Annotated in this window: 14 protein-coding genes and 1 pseudogene; 8 read left to right on the top strand and 7 right to left on the bottom strand. The window is 40.1% G+C overall.

Features of this window, described 5'->3' with window-relative positions; genetic code table 11:
* Positions 1–26: 26 nt before the first annotated feature.
* From rpmF to pdxA, 4 genes are all read right to left on the bottom strand, one after another.
* Complete coding sequence (gene rpmF, locus ACFE6N_RS08800; protein WP_025143959.1) at positions 27–218, bottom strand: 50S ribosomal protein L32; 192 nt, start codon at positions 216–218, stop codon at positions 27–29.
* Between the two features lie 15 nt (positions 219–233).
* On the bottom strand, positions 234–764 hold the full coding sequence (locus tag ACFE6N_RS08795) for a YceD family protein (protein ID WP_378935651.1): 531 nt from the start codon (positions 762–764) through the stop codon (positions 234–236).
* Positions 765–894: 130 nt separating this feature from the next.
* Complete coding sequence (locus tag ACFE6N_RS08790) at positions 895–1,734, bottom strand: sulfurtransferase (protein ID WP_378935649.1); 840 nt, start codon at positions 1,732–1,734, stop codon at positions 895–897.
* 224 nt (positions 1,735–1,958) lie between these two features.
* A complete protein-coding gene (pdxA, locus tag ACFE6N_RS08785) occupies positions 1,959–3,038 on the bottom strand; it encodes a 4-hydroxythreonine-4-phosphate dehydrogenase PdxA (RefSeq protein ID WP_378935647.1) in 1,080 nt (359 codons plus the stop codon).
* A 154-nt stretch (positions 3,039–3,192) separates the two neighbouring features.
* Between pdxA and rsmA the strand changes: the two genes are divergently transcribed.
* Positions 3,193–3,978 (top strand): 16S rRNA (adenine(1518)-N(6)/adenine(1519)-N(6))-dimethyltransferase RsmA, encoded by a 786-nt coding sequence (rsmA, locus tag ACFE6N_RS08780; protein ID WP_378935645.1) that lies wholly within the window; start codon positions 3,193–3,195, stop codon positions 3,976–3,978.
* A gap of 253 nt (positions 3,979–4,231) precedes the next feature.
* Here rsmA and dinB read toward each other — a convergent pair whose 3' ends face one another.
* Complete coding sequence (dinB, locus tag ACFE6N_RS08775; protein WP_378935643.1) at positions 4,232–5,284, bottom strand: DNA polymerase IV; 1,053 nt, start codon at positions 5,282–5,284, stop codon at positions 4,232–4,234.
* A 157-nt stretch (positions 5,285–5,441) separates the two neighbouring features.
* On the opposite strand from dinB, the pseudogene ACFE6N_RS08770 reads away from it, so the two are divergent.
* Positions 5,442–5,666, top strand: a pseudogene (locus ACFE6N_RS08770) (DUF6717 family protein); the annotation flags it as partial.
* Positions 5,599–5,751, top strand: a complete 153-nt coding sequence (locus ACFE6N_RS08765; protein ID WP_378935641.1) for a DUF6717 family protein — start codon at positions 5,599–5,601, stop codon at positions 5,749–5,751. The pseudogene ACFE6N_RS08770 and the gene ACFE6N_RS08765, both read left to right, overlap by 68 nt.
* A gap of 87 nt (positions 5,752–5,838) precedes the next feature.
* Here the strand turns inward: ACFE6N_RS08765 and ACFE6N_RS08760 are convergent, their stop codons facing one another.
* Together ACFE6N_RS08760 and ACFE6N_RS08755 are read right to left on the bottom strand one after the other, a co-directional pair.
* The gene (locus ACFE6N_RS08760) at positions 5,839–6,198 is read right to left on the bottom strand and encodes a PleD family two-component system response regulator (protein WP_090986470.1); all 360 of its coding nucleotides are present in this window, start codon (positions 6,196–6,198) and stop codon (positions 5,839–5,841) included.
* Between the two features lie 356 nt (positions 6,199–6,554).
* Positions 6,555–6,968 carry a LytR/AlgR family response regulator transcription factor gene (locus ACFE6N_RS08755; protein ID WP_378935639.1) on the bottom strand — a complete coding sequence of 138 codons (414 nt, stop codon included), beginning with the start codon at positions 6,966–6,968 and terminating at the stop codon, positions 6,555–6,557.
* 147 nt (positions 6,969–7,115) lie between these two features.
* Between ACFE6N_RS08755 and ACFE6N_RS08750 the strand changes: the two genes are divergently transcribed.
* The 5 genes from ACFE6N_RS08750 to ACFE6N_RS08730 all read left to right on the top strand — a co-directional run bounded on the left by ACFE6N_RS08750 (position 7,116) and on the right by ACFE6N_RS08730 (position 16,418).
* Positions 7,116–9,161: a sensor histidine kinase gene (locus ACFE6N_RS08750; RefSeq protein WP_378935637.1), complete on the top strand. Its 2,046-nt coding sequence runs from the start codon at positions 7,116–7,118 to the stop codon at positions 9,159–9,161.
* Between the two features lie 195 nt (positions 9,162–9,356).
* Entirely contained in the window at positions 9,357–10,367 is a 1,011-nt protein-coding gene (locus ACFE6N_RS08745; protein WP_378935635.1) for a LacI family DNA-binding transcriptional regulator, read from the top strand.
* A gap of 436 nt (positions 10,368–10,803) precedes the next feature.
* On the top strand, positions 10,804–13,770 hold the full coding sequence (locus ACFE6N_RS08740) for a SusC/RagA family TonB-linked outer membrane protein (protein WP_378935633.1): 2,967 nt from the start codon (positions 10,804–10,806) through the stop codon (positions 13,768–13,770).
* 23 nt (positions 13,771–13,793) lie between these two features.
* The gene (locus ACFE6N_RS08735; protein WP_378935631.1) at positions 13,794–15,383 is read left to right on the top strand and encodes a RagB/SusD family nutrient uptake outer membrane protein; all 1,590 of its coding nucleotides are present in this window, start codon (positions 13,794–13,796) and stop codon (positions 15,381–15,383) included.
* 18 nt (positions 15,384–15,401) lie between these two features.
* A complete protein-coding gene (locus tag ACFE6N_RS08730; RefSeq protein WP_378935629.1) occupies positions 15,402–16,418 on the top strand; it encodes a SusE domain-containing protein in 1,017 nt (338 codons plus the stop codon).
* Positions 16,419–16,465: the final 47 nt, after the last annotated feature.

Genomic DNA, 16,465 nt, shown 5'->3' with positions numbered 1-16,465 from the left:
AAAACACAAACAATTTTTTAAGAAAATTACCCTATCTGAGTATTTTCGATAACCAGTTTGCCGTTGTAGTATAAGTTACCATCAACGTTGTAAGCACGGTGAGGTACGTGGATAGCACCTGTTGCCGAGCATGTTGCTAAAGAAGGGGTAACAGCTTTATAGTGTGTTCTTCTTTTATTTTTTCTCTGTTTCGAGATTTTCCGTTTTGGATGTGCCATTGGTGTATAATCTAATTATTTTTTTAACTTATTAAGGGCTTCCCAACGTGGGTCGCTTGTTTGTTCATTTTCTTCAGCCTGGTTTTCAATCGATAATTGATTTAAACGATCAATCATCTCCTGATCACAATCTTTACCAGCCTGTTCGCAGTTTTTGATATAAGGTACTGCAACATTAATCATTTCGTATAAAGGACCGGAAATGTCAATTTCGGTTTCTTTACGGCTTAGCGAAATAATTTCCTCATCATCACTCTCCAGTTCATCTTCAGCAAACTTCACAATCTGCCTTTCATAAAGATTTATCGGTAACGGAAATTCAGATAAACATTTATCGCAATCTAAATTAACTGTACCCATAACTTTAAATTTTAGTAGCAGCATGGTCTCTTGTTTCTCAAGTTCCAGGTCTACTCTTAAATTTCCACTTTTAATTAACGAATACTCAAATGCGTTAAAAAAGCGGTCATCAAGCTCATATTCAAACTGATGAGATCCCAATTTTAAGCCGGTAAACGGTAATGAAAATTGTTTTAGTGGGTTCAAAGTACTGTAAAATTTTAGCCTGCAAATGTAGGGATAAATTATTAGATTAAAAATGTTTTTTTAAAAATTGTTGATGTTATCTCTTGATTTTTAGGCCTTATCCATTTTTAAGCGATAAGGTATAACTGCACTAACCGGCCAAAACCATTTCTTTATTGTTTCTGCTCCATTCACTCCACGAGCCTACGTAAAGTTTAGGGATCCGTAAACCCGCATAATCCATAGCTAAAAGGGTATGGCAGGCGGTAATGCCCGAGCCACAATGTACAATCACATTTTCGGATCTTACATGTGCTAAAGCTTCTTCGTATTTTTCTTTTAATATTTCAGGGGGCAGGAAAGCGCCAGATGTGTCCAGATTCTCAGTATAAGGGATATTGGCTGCGCCCGGAATATGTCCGGCAATTAAATCGATAGGCTCGGTGAGACCAGCAAAACGATTGGCGTCGCGTACATCAATCACCATATAATGATCTGTTTTAGCTACTCTTTCCACTTCATTGATATCAGATAGCGGTAAACTCCATGTTTTTACTGCATAAGGAGCAACAGATTTTGGGATTTCGACTTTATCAGTAGTTGGGAAACCTGCTTTTACGGCCGCCTGAAAACCTCCGTCAATTACCTGCACCTTTTCGTGACCGATAGCTTTTAACATCCACCATAGCCTCGCTGCTGCGTTGCCGCCATTTTTATCATCATAAACAATGACATGGCTGTGTGCTGTAATCCCAAGTTTTTGTAATACAGATGAAAACTGTTCGGGGGTTGGTAAAGGATGACGTCCGCCAATGGCAAAATCGCCAATATTGGCTAAATCTTCATTTACGTCGGCAAAAAGTGCTCCGGCCAAATGTTGTTCATCATATCTTGCTTTTGACCCTGCACTGGCATCAATAATGACGATTTCATCGTCCTGATTTAGCCAGGTTAGCTCTTCGGGTTTGATGATGGGTGATAGGGATTTCATTTTATTATTTAACATAACCTGATTATAGTGTTGATGACTTACTTCAGAATTGATCCTACATCCAATCCTCCGACCTCTGACTTTCGGAGATCCGACCCTTGGCTTTATTCTCCTCCAAAGATTTCTCCACTACGGTCGAAATGACGATCTTTTCTTATGGGATTTGATCTTATGGCATCCAGTCCTCTGACTTCCGACCAAAAGTTCTTTAAAAACCTTCTACCTTAAGACGCATCATCTTTAATATCGAACTGTGTTTCAACTACTTTTCCGCCGGTGCGCAATTGGTTACTCAACATCTCCTCCTGCTCGCGACGGTTTTTAACAATGTGAATGGCTGAAAACAAAGCTTCGGTAAATGAAGTCGAATCAGCTAAGTTTTTACCCGCAATATCGTAACCTGTTCCATGGTCGGGAGAGGTGCGGACAAAGTTTAGGCCAGCAGTATAGTTTACACCATTATGAAATGCCAGCGTTTTAAAAGGAATTAAACCCTGATCGTGGTACATAGCCAAAACGGCATCAAACTGTTTGTAGCTACTATTACCAAAAAAACCGTCAGCAGGGTACGGACCAAAACAAATAATGCCTTTATCGTAGGCTTCCTGAATGGCTGGCGAAATGATCTCAGTTTCTTCGGTGCCCAATAAACCATTATCGCTGGCGTGTGGATTTAATCCCAGCACAGCAATTTTTGGTTTTTCGATCCAGAAGTCTTTTTTTAAACTTTCGTTAATCAGTTTTAACTTATTTACAATTTTATCTTTTGTAATGGCCGCCGGCACGTCTTTTACCGGAATGTGGCCTGTTACCACACCAACACGTAGATTTTCGCTGATCAAAAACATCAGCACATCTTTGCTGCCACTTTTTTCCTGCAGATATTCGGTATGGCCCGGGAATGCAAAAGTTTCGGATTGAATATTGTGTTTATTAATTGGGGCGGTAACCAAAGCATCGATATCACCGTTTACCAGGTCGGCTGTTGCACGTTCTAATGATAAAAGCGCATATTTTCCGCCTGTTGCCGTAACCTGACCCAGTTCAATTTTTACATCTTCTTCCCAGCAATTGATCATGTTAGCCTTTTTTGGCATGGCCTGACTAGCCTGGCTAACTACATTAAAACTGAAATCGCCCAGGTTATTCGCTTTTCTATGAAAAGAGGAAATCTTGGTATGTCCATAAACAACTGGAGTGCAGTAATTTAAAATTGCCGGATTAGATAAAGTTTTGATGATTACTTCTAAACCTATGCCGTTTACGTCGCCTATACTGATGCCAATTTTAAGTTTATTGCTCATAATTACTGGAAATTTTTAGCGCAAATTACTGATTTTCGCTTAAACCCTTTAAAAAAAATGAAACCGCAGCGCCTGCAGATTGATCTGCATAGAAATATTAAGCCTATCTTTGCTAACAATTTTAATTTTAAAATCCCGTTCAGGGCCGTGGGGTATGAGTTTAGTCAAAGCAAAAAAACATTTAGGACAACATTTTTTAACCGACAAGGGCATTGCTAACCGCATTGTTGAGGCTTTGGCGAATACCGACAAATATCATCAGGTATTAGAAGTTGGGCCGGGGATGGGAATCTTATCTGATTTTTTGCTGCAACGTAAAGATTTAACCACCTATCTAATTGATATTGATACGGAATCTTTCCATTTTTTGAACGAAAAATATCCGCAGCTTGGCGATCGGTTGATTAACGGCGATTTTTTAAAGCTTGATTTTGATGTGATGTTTCCCGAAAAATTTGCCATTATTGGTAATTTTCCTTACAACATTTCATCGCAGATTTTATTTAAGATTTTAGATAACCGCCACAAGGTGATAGAAATGGTGGGGATGTTTCAAAAAGAGGTGGCCCAGCGTTGCGCAGCACCGGCGGGAAGTAAAGAATATGGTATTTTAAGTGTGTTTCTGCAGGCTTATTATAAGATTGAATACCTGTTTACGGTTAAACCAGGTACATTTAATCCACCGCCGAAAGTGCATTCAGCAGTGATCCGTTTAACCAGAAATGAAGTAGAAGCGCTTGATTGCGATGAAAAATTATTCTGGCGGGTAGTTAAGGCAGGTTTTAACCAGCGGAGAAAAACCTTGCGCAATGCCGTTTCTGCAGTAATGCCTAAAGATAAAATGGACGATCATATCTATTTCGAAAAACGTGCCGAGCAGTTAACCGTGGCCGATTTTGTAGCCTTAACACGTCATGTGAGTGAATTAATGCAAGCTTAGCCGTATTTATTCATTATTGTAAGCAATTACTATAGATATGGAGCGCAGCTTATTCATCGGTTTCTGTAGCACAGCTGTCCATCCTAAGCCCACAACCTGTTAAGGTTTGCATTTCATCGGATAGTCGTCGAATCGGGTTTAGGTGTAAAGGTTTGCGCACCTTACCAGCCCGGAAGCTTAAAGGTTGTTTTGCTGGTTTAGTCCCGGTTGCAACATTGCCATGCAGCAACGAAGCAAAAGTCAGCAAGCCGAATTAAAACTCAAACTCCAGCTGGTTGCTCTCTGGTTTTTCCATCTCCACATCATCATAAAACCGCGATAAGGTAATGCCCAATAACCTCACCTGGGTTGTGCCAATTGCCGCCTCTTCCAAAAGTTTAATGGCTTCGGCATAAATGACAGCGGCTTTGCTGATCGGCGTAGCGAAGGAGCGGCTGCGCGTAATGAGTTTAAAATCTGCAAATTTGATTTTAAGGGTAACTGTTTTTCCACTCAGTTGATGTTTCTCTAAACGTTTGGCTACGGTTTCGCTGATCTGTTTCAGCAGATCGTGCATTACTGCATCTTCATTGGTATCTTCTGATAAGGTATCTTCTGCACCTACTGATTTTGCTTCACGATTTGCACGAACAGGCCGATCGTCTATTCCACGAACAATCTGGTAATAAAATCTTCCCGATTTTCCGAATTGGGCAATAAGCTGGGCTTCTGTCAGCTTTTTTAAATCTGCACCGGTAGTAATCTGCATAGCCTTCATTTTGGCACTCGTAACTTTACCTACCCCAAAAAATTTTTCAACGGGAAGCTTTTCCATAAAAGCTTCAATTTTGGAAGGGCCAATAAAAGTTAAGCCATCGGGTTTATTCATGTCTGAAGCTACTTTTGCGACAAATTTATTGATCGATACGCCTGCCGAGGCTGTTAAATTTAATTCATTTTTAATTGCGTCCTTAATCGACTGTGCAATATCAAGGGCTGATCCGATGCCGAGCTTGTCTTCCGTTACATCTAGGTAGGCTTCATCCAGCGAAAGCGGTTCAATAAGGTCGGTATAGCGGCTAAAAATTTCCCTGAGCGATTTTGAAACTGCAGTATAGGCGTCAAAACGCGGGTATACGAAAATGGCTGTAGGGCAGAGCTGATAAGCTTTACTTGATGGCATTGCCGAGCGGATACCATACTGCCGGGCTTCATAACTGGCTGTAGAAACCACTCCACGGCTATCCGGTTTACCGCCAACCACCAGAGGTTTTCCACGATATTCAGGAAAATCGCGTTGCTCTACAGATGCATAAAAAGCATCCATATCGATATGAATTATTTTTCGTAAAACCGGCGGATTCAAATCAGACATGCAATGACCTAAATCTCGTGTTTTTTATCAGGATTATTGGACTGGATTTTTTTTCTTTACAAAATATGGAGAGAACTATTCGTTTTTATAAAAAGCAAGACATGAATGGTATGCTGACATTCCCGAGTGGGGTGGGGCAATTGAAGATTTGCAAATGGTAGAAGGTGCTGATGAGTTGTTAAACTGGATAGCCGCTTCTGAAAATGAATGTAAGTTATTAATGGCCGACCAGCTCATACAAAATGCCGAAATTTTAGCGCTTGTTTATGCGCGTGAAGAGAATTTGGGCGGTGGTAGGAGACTACCTGTTAGAACAGTTTCGTGGAGAATTTAAAAACCATAAAATTTGGCTTTGTCGTGTAACAGAATTTGTTTTTAAACACCTGCCCGAAAGGATTTATTTTAAGGAACTCAAGTAACTACCCGCTAGATCAAAGTTTCCACTTCACCTGGTTTTCCTCCGGATGAAGATCACCAGGCGAGCTTTATAATACAAATCTATTCATCTAATTCAATAAAATCTCAACTCTATTCAACAAAGAGTCCATCTCAAATGGTTTTTCCATAAAATCATTTGCGCCGGCATCCAGTGCAGATTGTCTGATATCTCTGCTGGCTGAAATCATTAAAATAGGAATTTCCTTGAATTGAGGATTATTTTTAAGCTGTTTGCAGATATCTCTGCCATCATAACCGCTCATCCATATATCCAGCATAATTAAATCTGGTTTGTTTTTTACAGCATCAATAACTGCCCCACCATCATAAGTAAATTCAACATCATAGCCCATCACTTCCAAAATCATTGTGATTGCATCCACAATTCCTTCGTCGTCATCGGCAATCAGTATTTTTTTGTTCGCCATTTTGTAATGTTATTTCATATCTTTTGTTTTTCAACTGGTAATTGAGAAGATGATTGATTGCGTATAGGTTATTAATGCGGCAAATATGCTTTTTGTTTTAAAAAAAAAGAATATTTGTGTAAAGAATTTTAATGGCAAGCTGATCAGCTTTTTTAGCTGCTGGATTCCTTACCAAATCCAGGCGAATAATTTAGAAGCTTTTCCGCTCAAATTACTTAAACCTCATTGCAACTTTCTTGATCAGGCGTGGACTTTGTCAGATCATGAAGAATTTAGGATATATTCTTTAACGCGTTCCTATTTTAAGTGAAGAAAAACTATCCGTCAGAGACGGCCCATAAAAAACCGGGTAATTATCAGGATAACCGCTGTTGTCTGTTATTCTTTTCTAAAAGCCCATTAAGGCAGGAGATAAATTTGCTATAGCTAACCGGTTTAAGCAGGTATTGGTCTGCATTTACCTGATGGGCATCCATGGCATACTGACTGTAGGCTGTAATAAATATCAGGTATTTCACGGTATCTCTCAACTTTACTGCAGCTTCAATGCCCGAAATCCCATCCATCTTGATATCTAGAAATAAAAAATCAATTTGCTGTTCGTCGCTTAACATTTGTATGGCGTCTGAGGCATTGGTGAAACTACCGGCAAAGGTTAGTTCCGGCGTATCATTAATATAAGCCTCAAGGAGTTCAACGAGCAATGGATCGTCGTCAACAATCACGCAGCGGTGTTTTCTTTTCTCGTTAATTTTTGTCTCTGTTGTCATACGCCCCATATTTTGGATAAAGTTAGGGATTTGTTGAATTGAAATCCTTAAAAAAATATCTTTCGGAACCGACAGGGTAATGGCCACTTTTGGTAAATTATATTTTTTACTAGATTAGTCCGTCGTCATAACTATCAATCTCGCTCGATGCACACTAAAATAACTTTCTCCGATATCAGCTACAAAAAGCTTCCATATTTGTTCATGTTGATTGTGTTTTTCCTTAATTCCAATAGGGAAGTAAGTGCAAAACTTTCGACAGATGTACCAGTTGATACAAACAGGGTAAACAGTTTATTAGATAGTATTTCAAAATATCGGTACCAGCCCAATTTGGTAATAAAGTATGCCGACTTAGGGATACAACATGCAAAATCTATAACATTTGATAAAGGGCTATCTAAGCTGTTGTTTAGAAAAGGGATTGCATTAATGAACAAAGGACTAAAAAATGAAAGTTTAGCATCGCTTGACGAAGCAGAGCAACTGGCCGATAAAAACGGGCAGTTGCTTGTATTAGCCAATGTAAATAGAATAAGAGGTGTACTTTATTATAAAAATGCAGATTACGAACACGCCACAGCTAGTATTTTAAGAGCCATTAGATTTTACGAACGAAACAAAGTGTACGTTGAATTACCAATATGCTATTCGATACTTGCTTCCATTAATGTAGCCACAGGCAATACTGCTGAAAGTTATCGGTATTATTTTAAATCCTTTAACCTGATTCGATCGTTGCTAAACAAACCAGAATCATCCTTTTCAAAAGAAGATTGGGATAAGTTGCATACCAATTACATCGATCTTTGTGTTAACATTGGTAATTATTTTGAGCAATCGGATAAGCTTGACATGGCGTTGAAGTATTATGAACTGGGACTATCCAAACCTTTTGCCACTCCAAATTATAATGCCTATCTGATCCTGATGACCAATGCTTCCAAAATCTATTATGCCAAAGGAAATGTTGCCAAAGCCAGGAAAATGGCCTATCGCGCATTTAGTTTGGCAAAGGAAGCCCATTTATATCGTGAACAGTCGAACGCGCTTGATCACCTCGGAAGCTTTGCGGATCATTTTACTCAGGCAAATCAATATTATATAGAGGCGGTTGAACTTGCCAAAAAGGCACAGGACAAAGATTTGTTGTATAAGGTTCTAGAGCATCGGGCTAATTCAGCGAAGAAGTTTGGTCGCTATAAATTCGCTTTTGAGGCTTATAAAGAATCAAGAGCCATCCGCGACAGTATCGTTACGCAGGAAAATAGTGTGGCAATTGATAACCTGATATCCAATCATAAGCTGCAGGATTCGACCCAAAAACTTAAGCACGTTGGATTTGAGCGCTACAAAGCGAACCAGCGCAGTAATTTTTATCGGCTTTTATTTGCAGCAACAGGCGCGATATTGCTGATCACGTTTCTTTTTGTCCTGCGTAACAGAAAACTAAATAAAGCTTTAAACCTACGCACAAACCAGCTGAGCGCGCTTAATACGCATAAAGATAGAATTCTTTCGATAATGGGACATGACCTTAAAGGCGCGTTGGCAGATCTTCATGCATTAGCCTTTCTCCTTAAGCGGCATATGGGTACGCCAAGACAGGAAGAACTCATTGAACAGCTATCTAATGTGCAGCAATCCGCAAATGAAATATTAGATAAACTGTTGTTATGGGGTGCCTTAGATATGCATTATGATCATCTTATAGCACCTTTTTATCCTGCAATTGCATTAAGCAGTACCATTAATTCTACCAGAGGCATTGCCACTGCCAGAAACATTACTTTAACGACAGATATAGCCGCCGATGTTGAAATATTGGGGAACGAGCATCATATAACCTTTATTCTGCGAAACCTGTTAAGCAATGCCGTAAAGTATTCAGATGCAGATCAACCTGTTCACATCAGGCTGATCAAAACAGATATAGCTGCCATATTTGAAGTTGAAAATTATAACAAGTTAGCTAACGTTGCCACAGTAAATGATTTTTATGCGAATCGCCAGAGCGTTTCAGTGGAAACCAAAGGGCATGGTATCGGATTGTTATTGTGCAAAATTCTGTCCGATCTGGATAATTATCAATTAAATGCAAGCAAAGAAGGGGATATCATCCGCACCAGACTTATCATTCCTACAAATCCAGCGGTGTTGAAAAACCAGGTTAATGATTCTGCTACAGCTTAAAGGGGTTTAAACATTATCCGGGAAAAATGACCTGCATTTTTTTTATCAATGGACTACAAAAGATGCGATAATACCAGGACATACACAGTGTGGTAAAAACTATTTATAGGATAATATTCAAAAAAGAAGGTTATTTTAAATGCGAGACATTATATTTACAGCGTTTATTCAAACGAGAAGGTTTAACGGCCAAAAATGGACAGCATTAATATTAAGAAGTTAGCAGAAGCATTAAATTTATCTACTTCTACAATTTCGAGGGCTTTTAGGGATAATAGTGACATCAATAGTGCTACCAAGGAACGTATATTGGCAAAGGCAAAGGAATTAAACTACCAGCCCAATCATTACGCCAGTAATTTAAGAGAGCAAAAAAGCAAAACCATAGCGGTTATTGTTCCAGAACTGGCCAATAATTATTTCTCACAGGCCATCCACGGTATTGAACGCATAGCAAGGGAAAACGGTTACCACATCCTCATTTATGTAACTGATGATGATTACCAAAAAGAAGTAACTTTCATCCAGCATTTGCACAACGGTAGGGCTGATGGGATTATCATGTCGGTTTCAGGAGAGGCTAACGACCATAATTACCTTAATACATTTGGCAGTAAAAGATTGCCTCTGGTGTTTTTTGACAGGGTTTACGAAGACATTAATACGCCCAGGGTAATTACCAATGATTATGACAGCAGTTTTTTGGCCACTGAACATTTAATAGAGCAGGGTTGCAAGAGAATTGCTTATCTGGTGGTGAATAAAAGTTTATCAATAGGTAAAACCCGTATGCAGGGTTATATTGATGCCCTGGCCAAACATCAGGTTCCATTTGATGAAAACCTGATTGTAGATTGCAGTAACAGCTATGAGGAAAATAGCATGATCATTAAAGAAGCTTTAACACAGTTAAAACCCGATGGTATTTTTACCTCGGTTGAGCGTTTGGCTTTTGCCACTTATTATGCCTGTTACGATCTTCGTATTAATATTCCCGGTGATTTAAAAGTAATCAGTTTTTCCAGTTTGGAGATCGCTCCTTTGTTAAATCCTTCACTGACCACCATTACCCAGCCCGCTACCGAAATCGGAGAAGAAGCAGCAAAATTATTGTTCACGGTATTGGATAATCATGCCAATAAAAACCGGCTAAATGAGGTGGTTTTAACCTCCAAAATAATCAAGCGGAATTCGACCAATAAGTAGGTAAAAGTAGGTCTGAAAACAAGGCCTTTTTTGGTCTGAAATTTTCAAAAAATTTCTTCACTTAGTGTAAAATACGCAGAATTCTGATCGATTTTCGGGAACGTTCCCGAAAGATGACAAAATTTTGATCTATTTTTTTCGGGAACGTTCCCGAAAAAAGGCTTAAAAACAACTTAGTGTATTTTTTACACTTTAAATTGAAAAATTAATTTTTTAAATATCTAAATATCAATGATTTGTGATTTTAATAATTATTTAATATGAGTTTCGACTTGCTTTTAAAAATGGATTTTTCAGCGAGTTTTTTAATTGATATTTTAACCCGAAATATATTTTTTAAATAAATTTTGAAATCTCAATAACAGCTGTAAATTAGGCCTATGTGTAAATCACTATAATATTTAACCAAATTTTTATACTTAAACGAGCTTCAAATATGAGAGTATTTTACCTGTTAAAACAGGGGCTTTTGGTGCTGTTGGTTTTTTCAGCATTAATGGTAAAAGCACAAACCGGATCGGTATCCGGAAAGGTGCTTGATGAAAGTGGCCTGCCATTGCCCGGTGCCTCTGTAATTGTTAAAGGTACAACCAGAAGTACATCAACCGATGTTGATGGTAATTTTAAACTTGCCGGTTTATCTAATGGTCAGATAACGTTATCTGCAAGTTTTATCGGTTATCAAACACTTGATAAAGCGGTAAGCGTTTCGGCAAATGCGACGGTTAGTTTTCAATTGGTACCCGATGCGCAAAAACTGAATGAAGTGGTGGTCATCGGTTATGGTACCGCTGAAAAGAAAAACCTGACTGGTTCAATCACTACGGTCAACTCCAAGGATTTCCAAAAAGGCACCATTACCACGCCTGAGCAATTGATCCAGGGTAAAGTAGCTGGTGTAAACATCGTTTCGGGTGGTGGCGCACCAGGGGGCGGTAGTACCATCCGTATCCGTGGCGGTGCATCGCTCAATGCCAGTAATGATCCTTTGATCGTAGTTGACGGGGTGCCTTTCAGCGGTAACAGCATTGGTAACGCACCAAGTCCGCTGTCATTGATCAACCCTAACGATATCGAAACTTTTACTGTTTTGAAAGATGCCAACGCAACAGCTATTTATGGTTCAAGGGCATCTAACGGGGTAATTCTAATCACCACTAAAAAAGGGGCATCAGGAGAACCTGTAATCAATTTCAGTACAAATAACTCCATTGCCAGCGTTGCCAAAAAAGTAAATGTGCTTACTGCAGATCAGGTTCGGGCTTTTGTAAACGCAAACGGTACCGCTGCGCAAAAAGCATTATTGGGTACAGCAAATACCGATTGGCAGAATGAAATCTATCAGAACGCATTCTCTACCGATAATAATTTAAGTATTGCAGGGTCTTTAAAAGGAGTGCCTTACCGCGTATCGGCAGGCTATCTTGATCAGGATGGTGTGGTAATTACAAGTAAACTGAAAAGGGCTACAGGTGCGATATCTGTTGCTCCTAAATTTTTCACTGATCACCTGAAAGCCGAACTGAACTTGAAAGGATCTTTAAGCCAATCACAATATCCAAATGACGGTGCTATAGGCGCGGCAATTCAGTTCGATCCTACACAACCTGTTTATGCCAATAATAACTATGGTGGTTATTTCGAATGGTTAAGTACTAATGGTGTACCTAACCCGAATGCACCGCGCAATCCGGTAGCGCTGATCAGGCAACAGGATAACCGTGGAAATGCCGCAAGAAGCTTTGGTAATCTTAAATTGGATTATTCTTTCCACTTTTTGCCTGAATTACATGCAGTTGTAAACCTGGGTTACGATTACTCAAAAGGTTATGGACGCACCATCGTGCCGACCTATGCAGCCCAGAGTGCATCAACCAGCGGATCTTATTCAAACAGGTTAAATACCGAAATGAATAAATTTTCTGAAGCATACTTAAGTTATGCTAAAACTATCGAAAGCATTAAAAGCAGATTTGATGTAACTGCCGGTTACGGTTATTACGATGATGCGGTTACCAATTACAACTTCGCTACCTACAAAGGTACAGGCGAACTGTTAACCACACCTGTTTTTCCTTTTTCCGTTGAGCAGAATAAACTGCTTTCTTATTACGGACGTTTCAACTATACCTTGAACGATAAATATATCTTATCAGGTACGATGAGGGCTGATGCTTCTTCTAAATTTGCCCAGAATAACCGTTGGGGTTATTTCCCGTCAGTAGGTTTTACCTGGAGAATTATCGGAGAGAATTTCCTGAAAAACAGCGAAACCTTATCTGACCTGAAACTACGCTTAAGCTATGGTGAAACGGGTAACAAAGATGGTATTGGTAACTACGATTACCTTTCTAAATACTATGCCAGCACAAACAATGGTCAGTACCAGGTAGGTAATAATTTTTACAACTACTATAGTCCGGCAGGTTACGATCCTGACTTGAAATGGGAAACCACAACTACTTACAATGCTGGTTTGGATTACGGTTTCCTAAAAGGAAGGTTATATGGAAGCATTGATGTTTACTATAAAAAAACCAAGGACCTGTTAAGTACCGTAACTATTCCGGTGGGAACCAACTTTACCAACGTATTAACTACTAACGTGGGTAATATGGATGTAAGAGGTGCTGAAGCAAGTTTAAATTTTGTGGCCATTAAAACAGAGAATACCAGTTGGGAACTGGGCATCAATGCCGCATATAATAAAAGAGAGGTTACCAACTTAACCTTAAATCCGAACTCTGGTTTCAAAATTGATGCAGGCGATATTACGGGAGGTACAGGCATCCATCTTAAATACAATGCGGTTAACCAGCTACCAGGTTCATTCTTTGTGTATAAACAGGTATACAATGCCGATGGTAAACCGTTAGAAGGTGTTTATCAGGACCTGAATGGTGATGGTAGCATTTCTGCAGCCGACCAGTATTTCTATAAATCACCTGATCCTAAAGTAATCTTAGGGTTTAATACCTCGTTTACCTATAAAAAATGGACCGCGAGCACAGTATTAAGGGCCAATATCGGTAACTACGTTTACGACAATATTTCGTCAAACTTTGGTATCAGGAACAATGTATTGAGTACCCAGGGAATTCTGAACAACTCCACTTCAGATTTATATGTAACCAATTTCTCGGGAAGTTCCGGTGTACAGTACCTGAGCGACTATTTTATCAAAAATGCTTCTTTCCTGAAGATGGATAACCTTGGTTTATCCTATAATGTTGGTAAACTGTCTAAAACCGGAAATGCAAACATGCGTATCTCTGCAAACTGCCAGAATGTGTTTGTGGTTTCCAAATACAAGGGTATAGATCCGGAACTGGTTTCGGGTATCGATTATAACCTTTATCCTCGTCCACGTACCTATACTTTGGGCTTAAATGTTGGTTTCTAATACTGAAAAAAGAAATAGAAAAAATGAAAAATTCATTTAAAACAATATTGGCATTGGGTTTCCTGGCTATCAGTTTAAATGCTTGTAAAAAAGAAGATTTAAACCTGAGGCCTACCAATGACGTTACCGCCGAGAACGTTTATGCAACGCCGGCAGGTTACAAAAACAGCTTGGTAAAGCTATACGCAACCTATGCACTTACCAGTCCATCCGGATCAGATAACAGCGATGTTGGCGGTCTGAACGCAGGTTTTGCCGATTTTTTAAGGTTATTCTGGACCTCACAGGAACTGGTAACCGATGAGGCCATCTGTGCCTGGGGCGATGTGGGGATTCCCGAACTGGATTATGGTACACCAAGTCCGGATAACCAGTTTCTGCGCGGTTTATATTCAAGGAGTATTCTGCAGATCACTTTCTGCAATGAGTTTCTTCGCGAAAGTACACCTGAAAAATTGGCGGGCAGAAACATTACAGGAGCCGACGCTAGTGCAATTAACCGTTACCGTGCCGAGGCACGTTTCTTACGCGCCTATCAGTACTGGGTATTGATGGATGCTTTCGGAAACCCGCCGTTTATTACCGAGGATGATGCCATTGGTAAAGTCAACCCTAAACAGATCCAAAGGGCTGCCTTGTTTACCTATATAGAATCAGAATTAAAAGCCATTGAAGGTGATTTAGCCGATGCGCGTACCAATGAATACGGACGTGCAGATAAAGGGGCTGACTGGGCTTTACTGGCAAGATTATATCTTAATGCTCAGGTGTATACCGGAACAGCTAAGTATACCGAGGCTATTACCTACTCAAGCAAGGTAATCAATGCAGGTTACAGCCTTAAAGCAAACTATATGAATTTGTTCAAAGCAGATAATGAAGTGAACAATACCGAGAATATACTAACCATCAACTATGACGGCATCAACGGTACCAACTATGGCGGTACAACGTTTTTAATTAATGCGGCCATCAATGGAGATATGAACCCAACGACTTACGGCGTGCCAAATGGTGGTTGGGGAGGCAACAGGACCAGGCAAAACCTGCCGGCACTTTTTCCTGATGCTAATGGAAGCCAGGATAAACGTGGTGTATTTTTTGGTACAAAAAGAAATGTTGATGCTGTAGGCGAATTTACTGATGGTTTACGCGTAACCAAATTCAAAAATGTAACTTCTACAGGTGCAATGGGCCGCTCATTGAACGGAACTTTCAGCTCGCTTGACTTCGCATTATTTCGTTTGGCAGAGCAATACCTGATTTATGGTGAAGCTGTTGCCCGTGGAGGTTCAGGCGGTAGTCTATCGCAAGCCAGAACGTATGTAAACCTGTTGCGCGGAAGGGCTTATGGCAATACCTCTGGAGATGTTTCTGAGGCGGCGTTAACTACAGACTTTTACCTGGATGAACGTGCCAGAGAACTTTATTGGGAAGGTCATCGCCGTACCGACTTGGTGCGCTATGGTAAATTTACAGGTTCAACTTATTTGTGGCCATTCAAAGGTGGTGTACAGGCGGGGGCATCATTACCTGCTTACCGTAATTTGTATCCGCTTCCTTTAGCAGATCTGATTGCAAACCCGAATTTGGTTCAAAATACTGGTTATTAATATTTAATCTTAAGAGAGATGAAATCGATATTTTTCAAAACCCTGGCAGTTGGCCTTATCGCGGTTTCGCTGTGGTCGTGTAAGAAAGACGAAACGCAGACCGTTTCAAATATTAGCCCTGCAGGAACATTAACCACATCAGCAACTACGCTTAACCTGGTACAATCTAATGCCTCGCAGGTAGCATTTACCTTAAGCTACCCGCTTGCTACTTCAACCGGATACGTGGTGCCGGTAAATACCAGCTTACAGTTTGGCTTAAAAGGCACTAATTTTTCTCCGGTTAGAGAGGTGGCCGTAACTACTAAGACTTATGCACCAACCGTTACCGAGGTAAACAATATGATTTTGGCCCTTGGCGGAAAGGTAGGAACTGCAGCACAGATTGAGGTTAGACTAAAATCGGGTGCGGCAGCAAACGATTTAACTTATTCAAACGTGATTACCTTAACTGCTACGCCTTATCTTGCCTCTGCATGGGTATACGTTCCGGGAGCGTATCAGGGCTGGAATCCTTCAACTGCCGATAGTTTGATCTCTGTTTCAAGCAATGGCATTTATACAGGAATGATCGCATTCACACCAGGCAACCTTGAGTTTAAAGTTACCCCGGCAAAAAAATGGGATGTAGCTTATGGTGACGCAGGAAGTGGTAAAATCAGCAGCAGTGCAGGCGATAACCTTAAATCACCTGATGCAGTAGTGAAACAGGTAACTGTTGACCTGAACGCGGGTACTTACACCATCGGCGTTCCGAAAGAATGGTCGATTATTGGCGACGCAACCGCAGGTGGCTGGGGCAATGATACCGATATGAAGGTGACAAACGATGGCAAAGCAAACATTTATACCATTAAAACCACTTTAACTACCGGGGCATTTAAATTCAGGTTTGCGCACGATTGGGGAACCAACCTTGGTGGTAGTTTAAGCACCCTTACAAACGGGGGTGATAATATTGCGGTTACCACTGCTGGAACCTATACCATCACTTTAGATGTGGCTGCTAAAAAAGCCACAATGGTTAAAAACTAATTTGTTATACATACCGCCCTGCAGCATTTCTTGCTGCGGGGCATTTT

This window comes from Pedobacter sp. BG31 (genome assembly GCF_042464845.1).
In the GTDB taxonomy this organism is placed as follows: domain Bacteria; phylum Bacteroidota; class Bacteroidia; order Sphingobacteriales; family Sphingobacteriaceae; genus Pedobacter; species Pedobacter suwonensis.
Note: the sequence above shows the minus strand (reverse complement) of the source record. Positions and strands in the feature narration are given on the sequence as shown.

Bases quoted from the DNA above. Each gene is read 5' to 3' on its own strand.
- rpmF (WP_025143959.1), bottom strand. From the start codon at position 218: ATGGCACATCCAAAACGGAAAATCTCGAAACAGAGAAAAAATAAAAGA.
- ACFE6N_RS08790 (WP_378935649.1), bottom strand. From the start codon at position 1,734: ATGAAATCCCTATCACCCATCATCAAACCCGAAGAGCTAACCTGGCTA.
- pdxA (WP_378935647.1), bottom strand. From the start codon at position 3,038: ATGAGCAATAAACTTAAAATTGGCATCAGTATAGGCGACGTAAACGGC.
- rsmA (WP_378935645.1), top strand. From the start codon at position 3,193: ATGAGTTTAGTCAAAGCAAAAAAACATTTAGGACAACATTTTTTAACC.
- dinB (WP_378935643.1), bottom strand. From the start codon at position 5,284: ATGGATGCTTTTTATGCATCTGTAGAGCAACGCGATTTTCCTGAATAT.
- ACFE6N_RS08765 (WP_378935641.1), top strand. From the start codon at position 5,599: ATGCGCGTGAAGAGAATTTGGGCGGTGGTAGGAGACTACCTGTTAGAA.
- ACFE6N_RS08760 (WP_090986470.1), bottom strand. From the start codon at position 6,198: ATGGCGAACAAAAAAATACTGATTGCCGATGACGACGAAGGAATTGTG.
- ACFE6N_RS08755 (WP_378935639.1), bottom strand. From the start codon at position 6,968: ATGACAACAGAGACAAAAATTAACGAGAAAAGAAAACACCGCTGCGTG.
- ACFE6N_RS08750 (WP_378935637.1), top strand. From the start codon at position 7,116: ATGCACACTAAAATAACTTTCTCCGATATCAGCTACAAAAAGCTTCCA.
- ACFE6N_RS08745 (WP_378935635.1), top strand. From the start codon at position 9,357: ATGGACAGCATTAATATTAAGAAGTTAGCAGAAGCATTAAATTTATCT.
- ACFE6N_RS08740 (WP_378935633.1), top strand. From the start codon at position 10,804: ATGAGAGTATTTTACCTGTTAAAACAGGGGCTTTTGGTGCTGTTGGTT.
- ACFE6N_RS08735 (WP_378935631.1), top strand. From the start codon at position 13,794: ATGAAAAATTCATTTAAAACAATATTGGCATTGGGTTTCCTGGCTATC.
- ACFE6N_RS08730 (WP_378935629.1), top strand. From the start codon at position 15,402: ATGAAATCGATATTTTTCAAAACCCTGGCAGTTGGCCTTATCGCGGTT.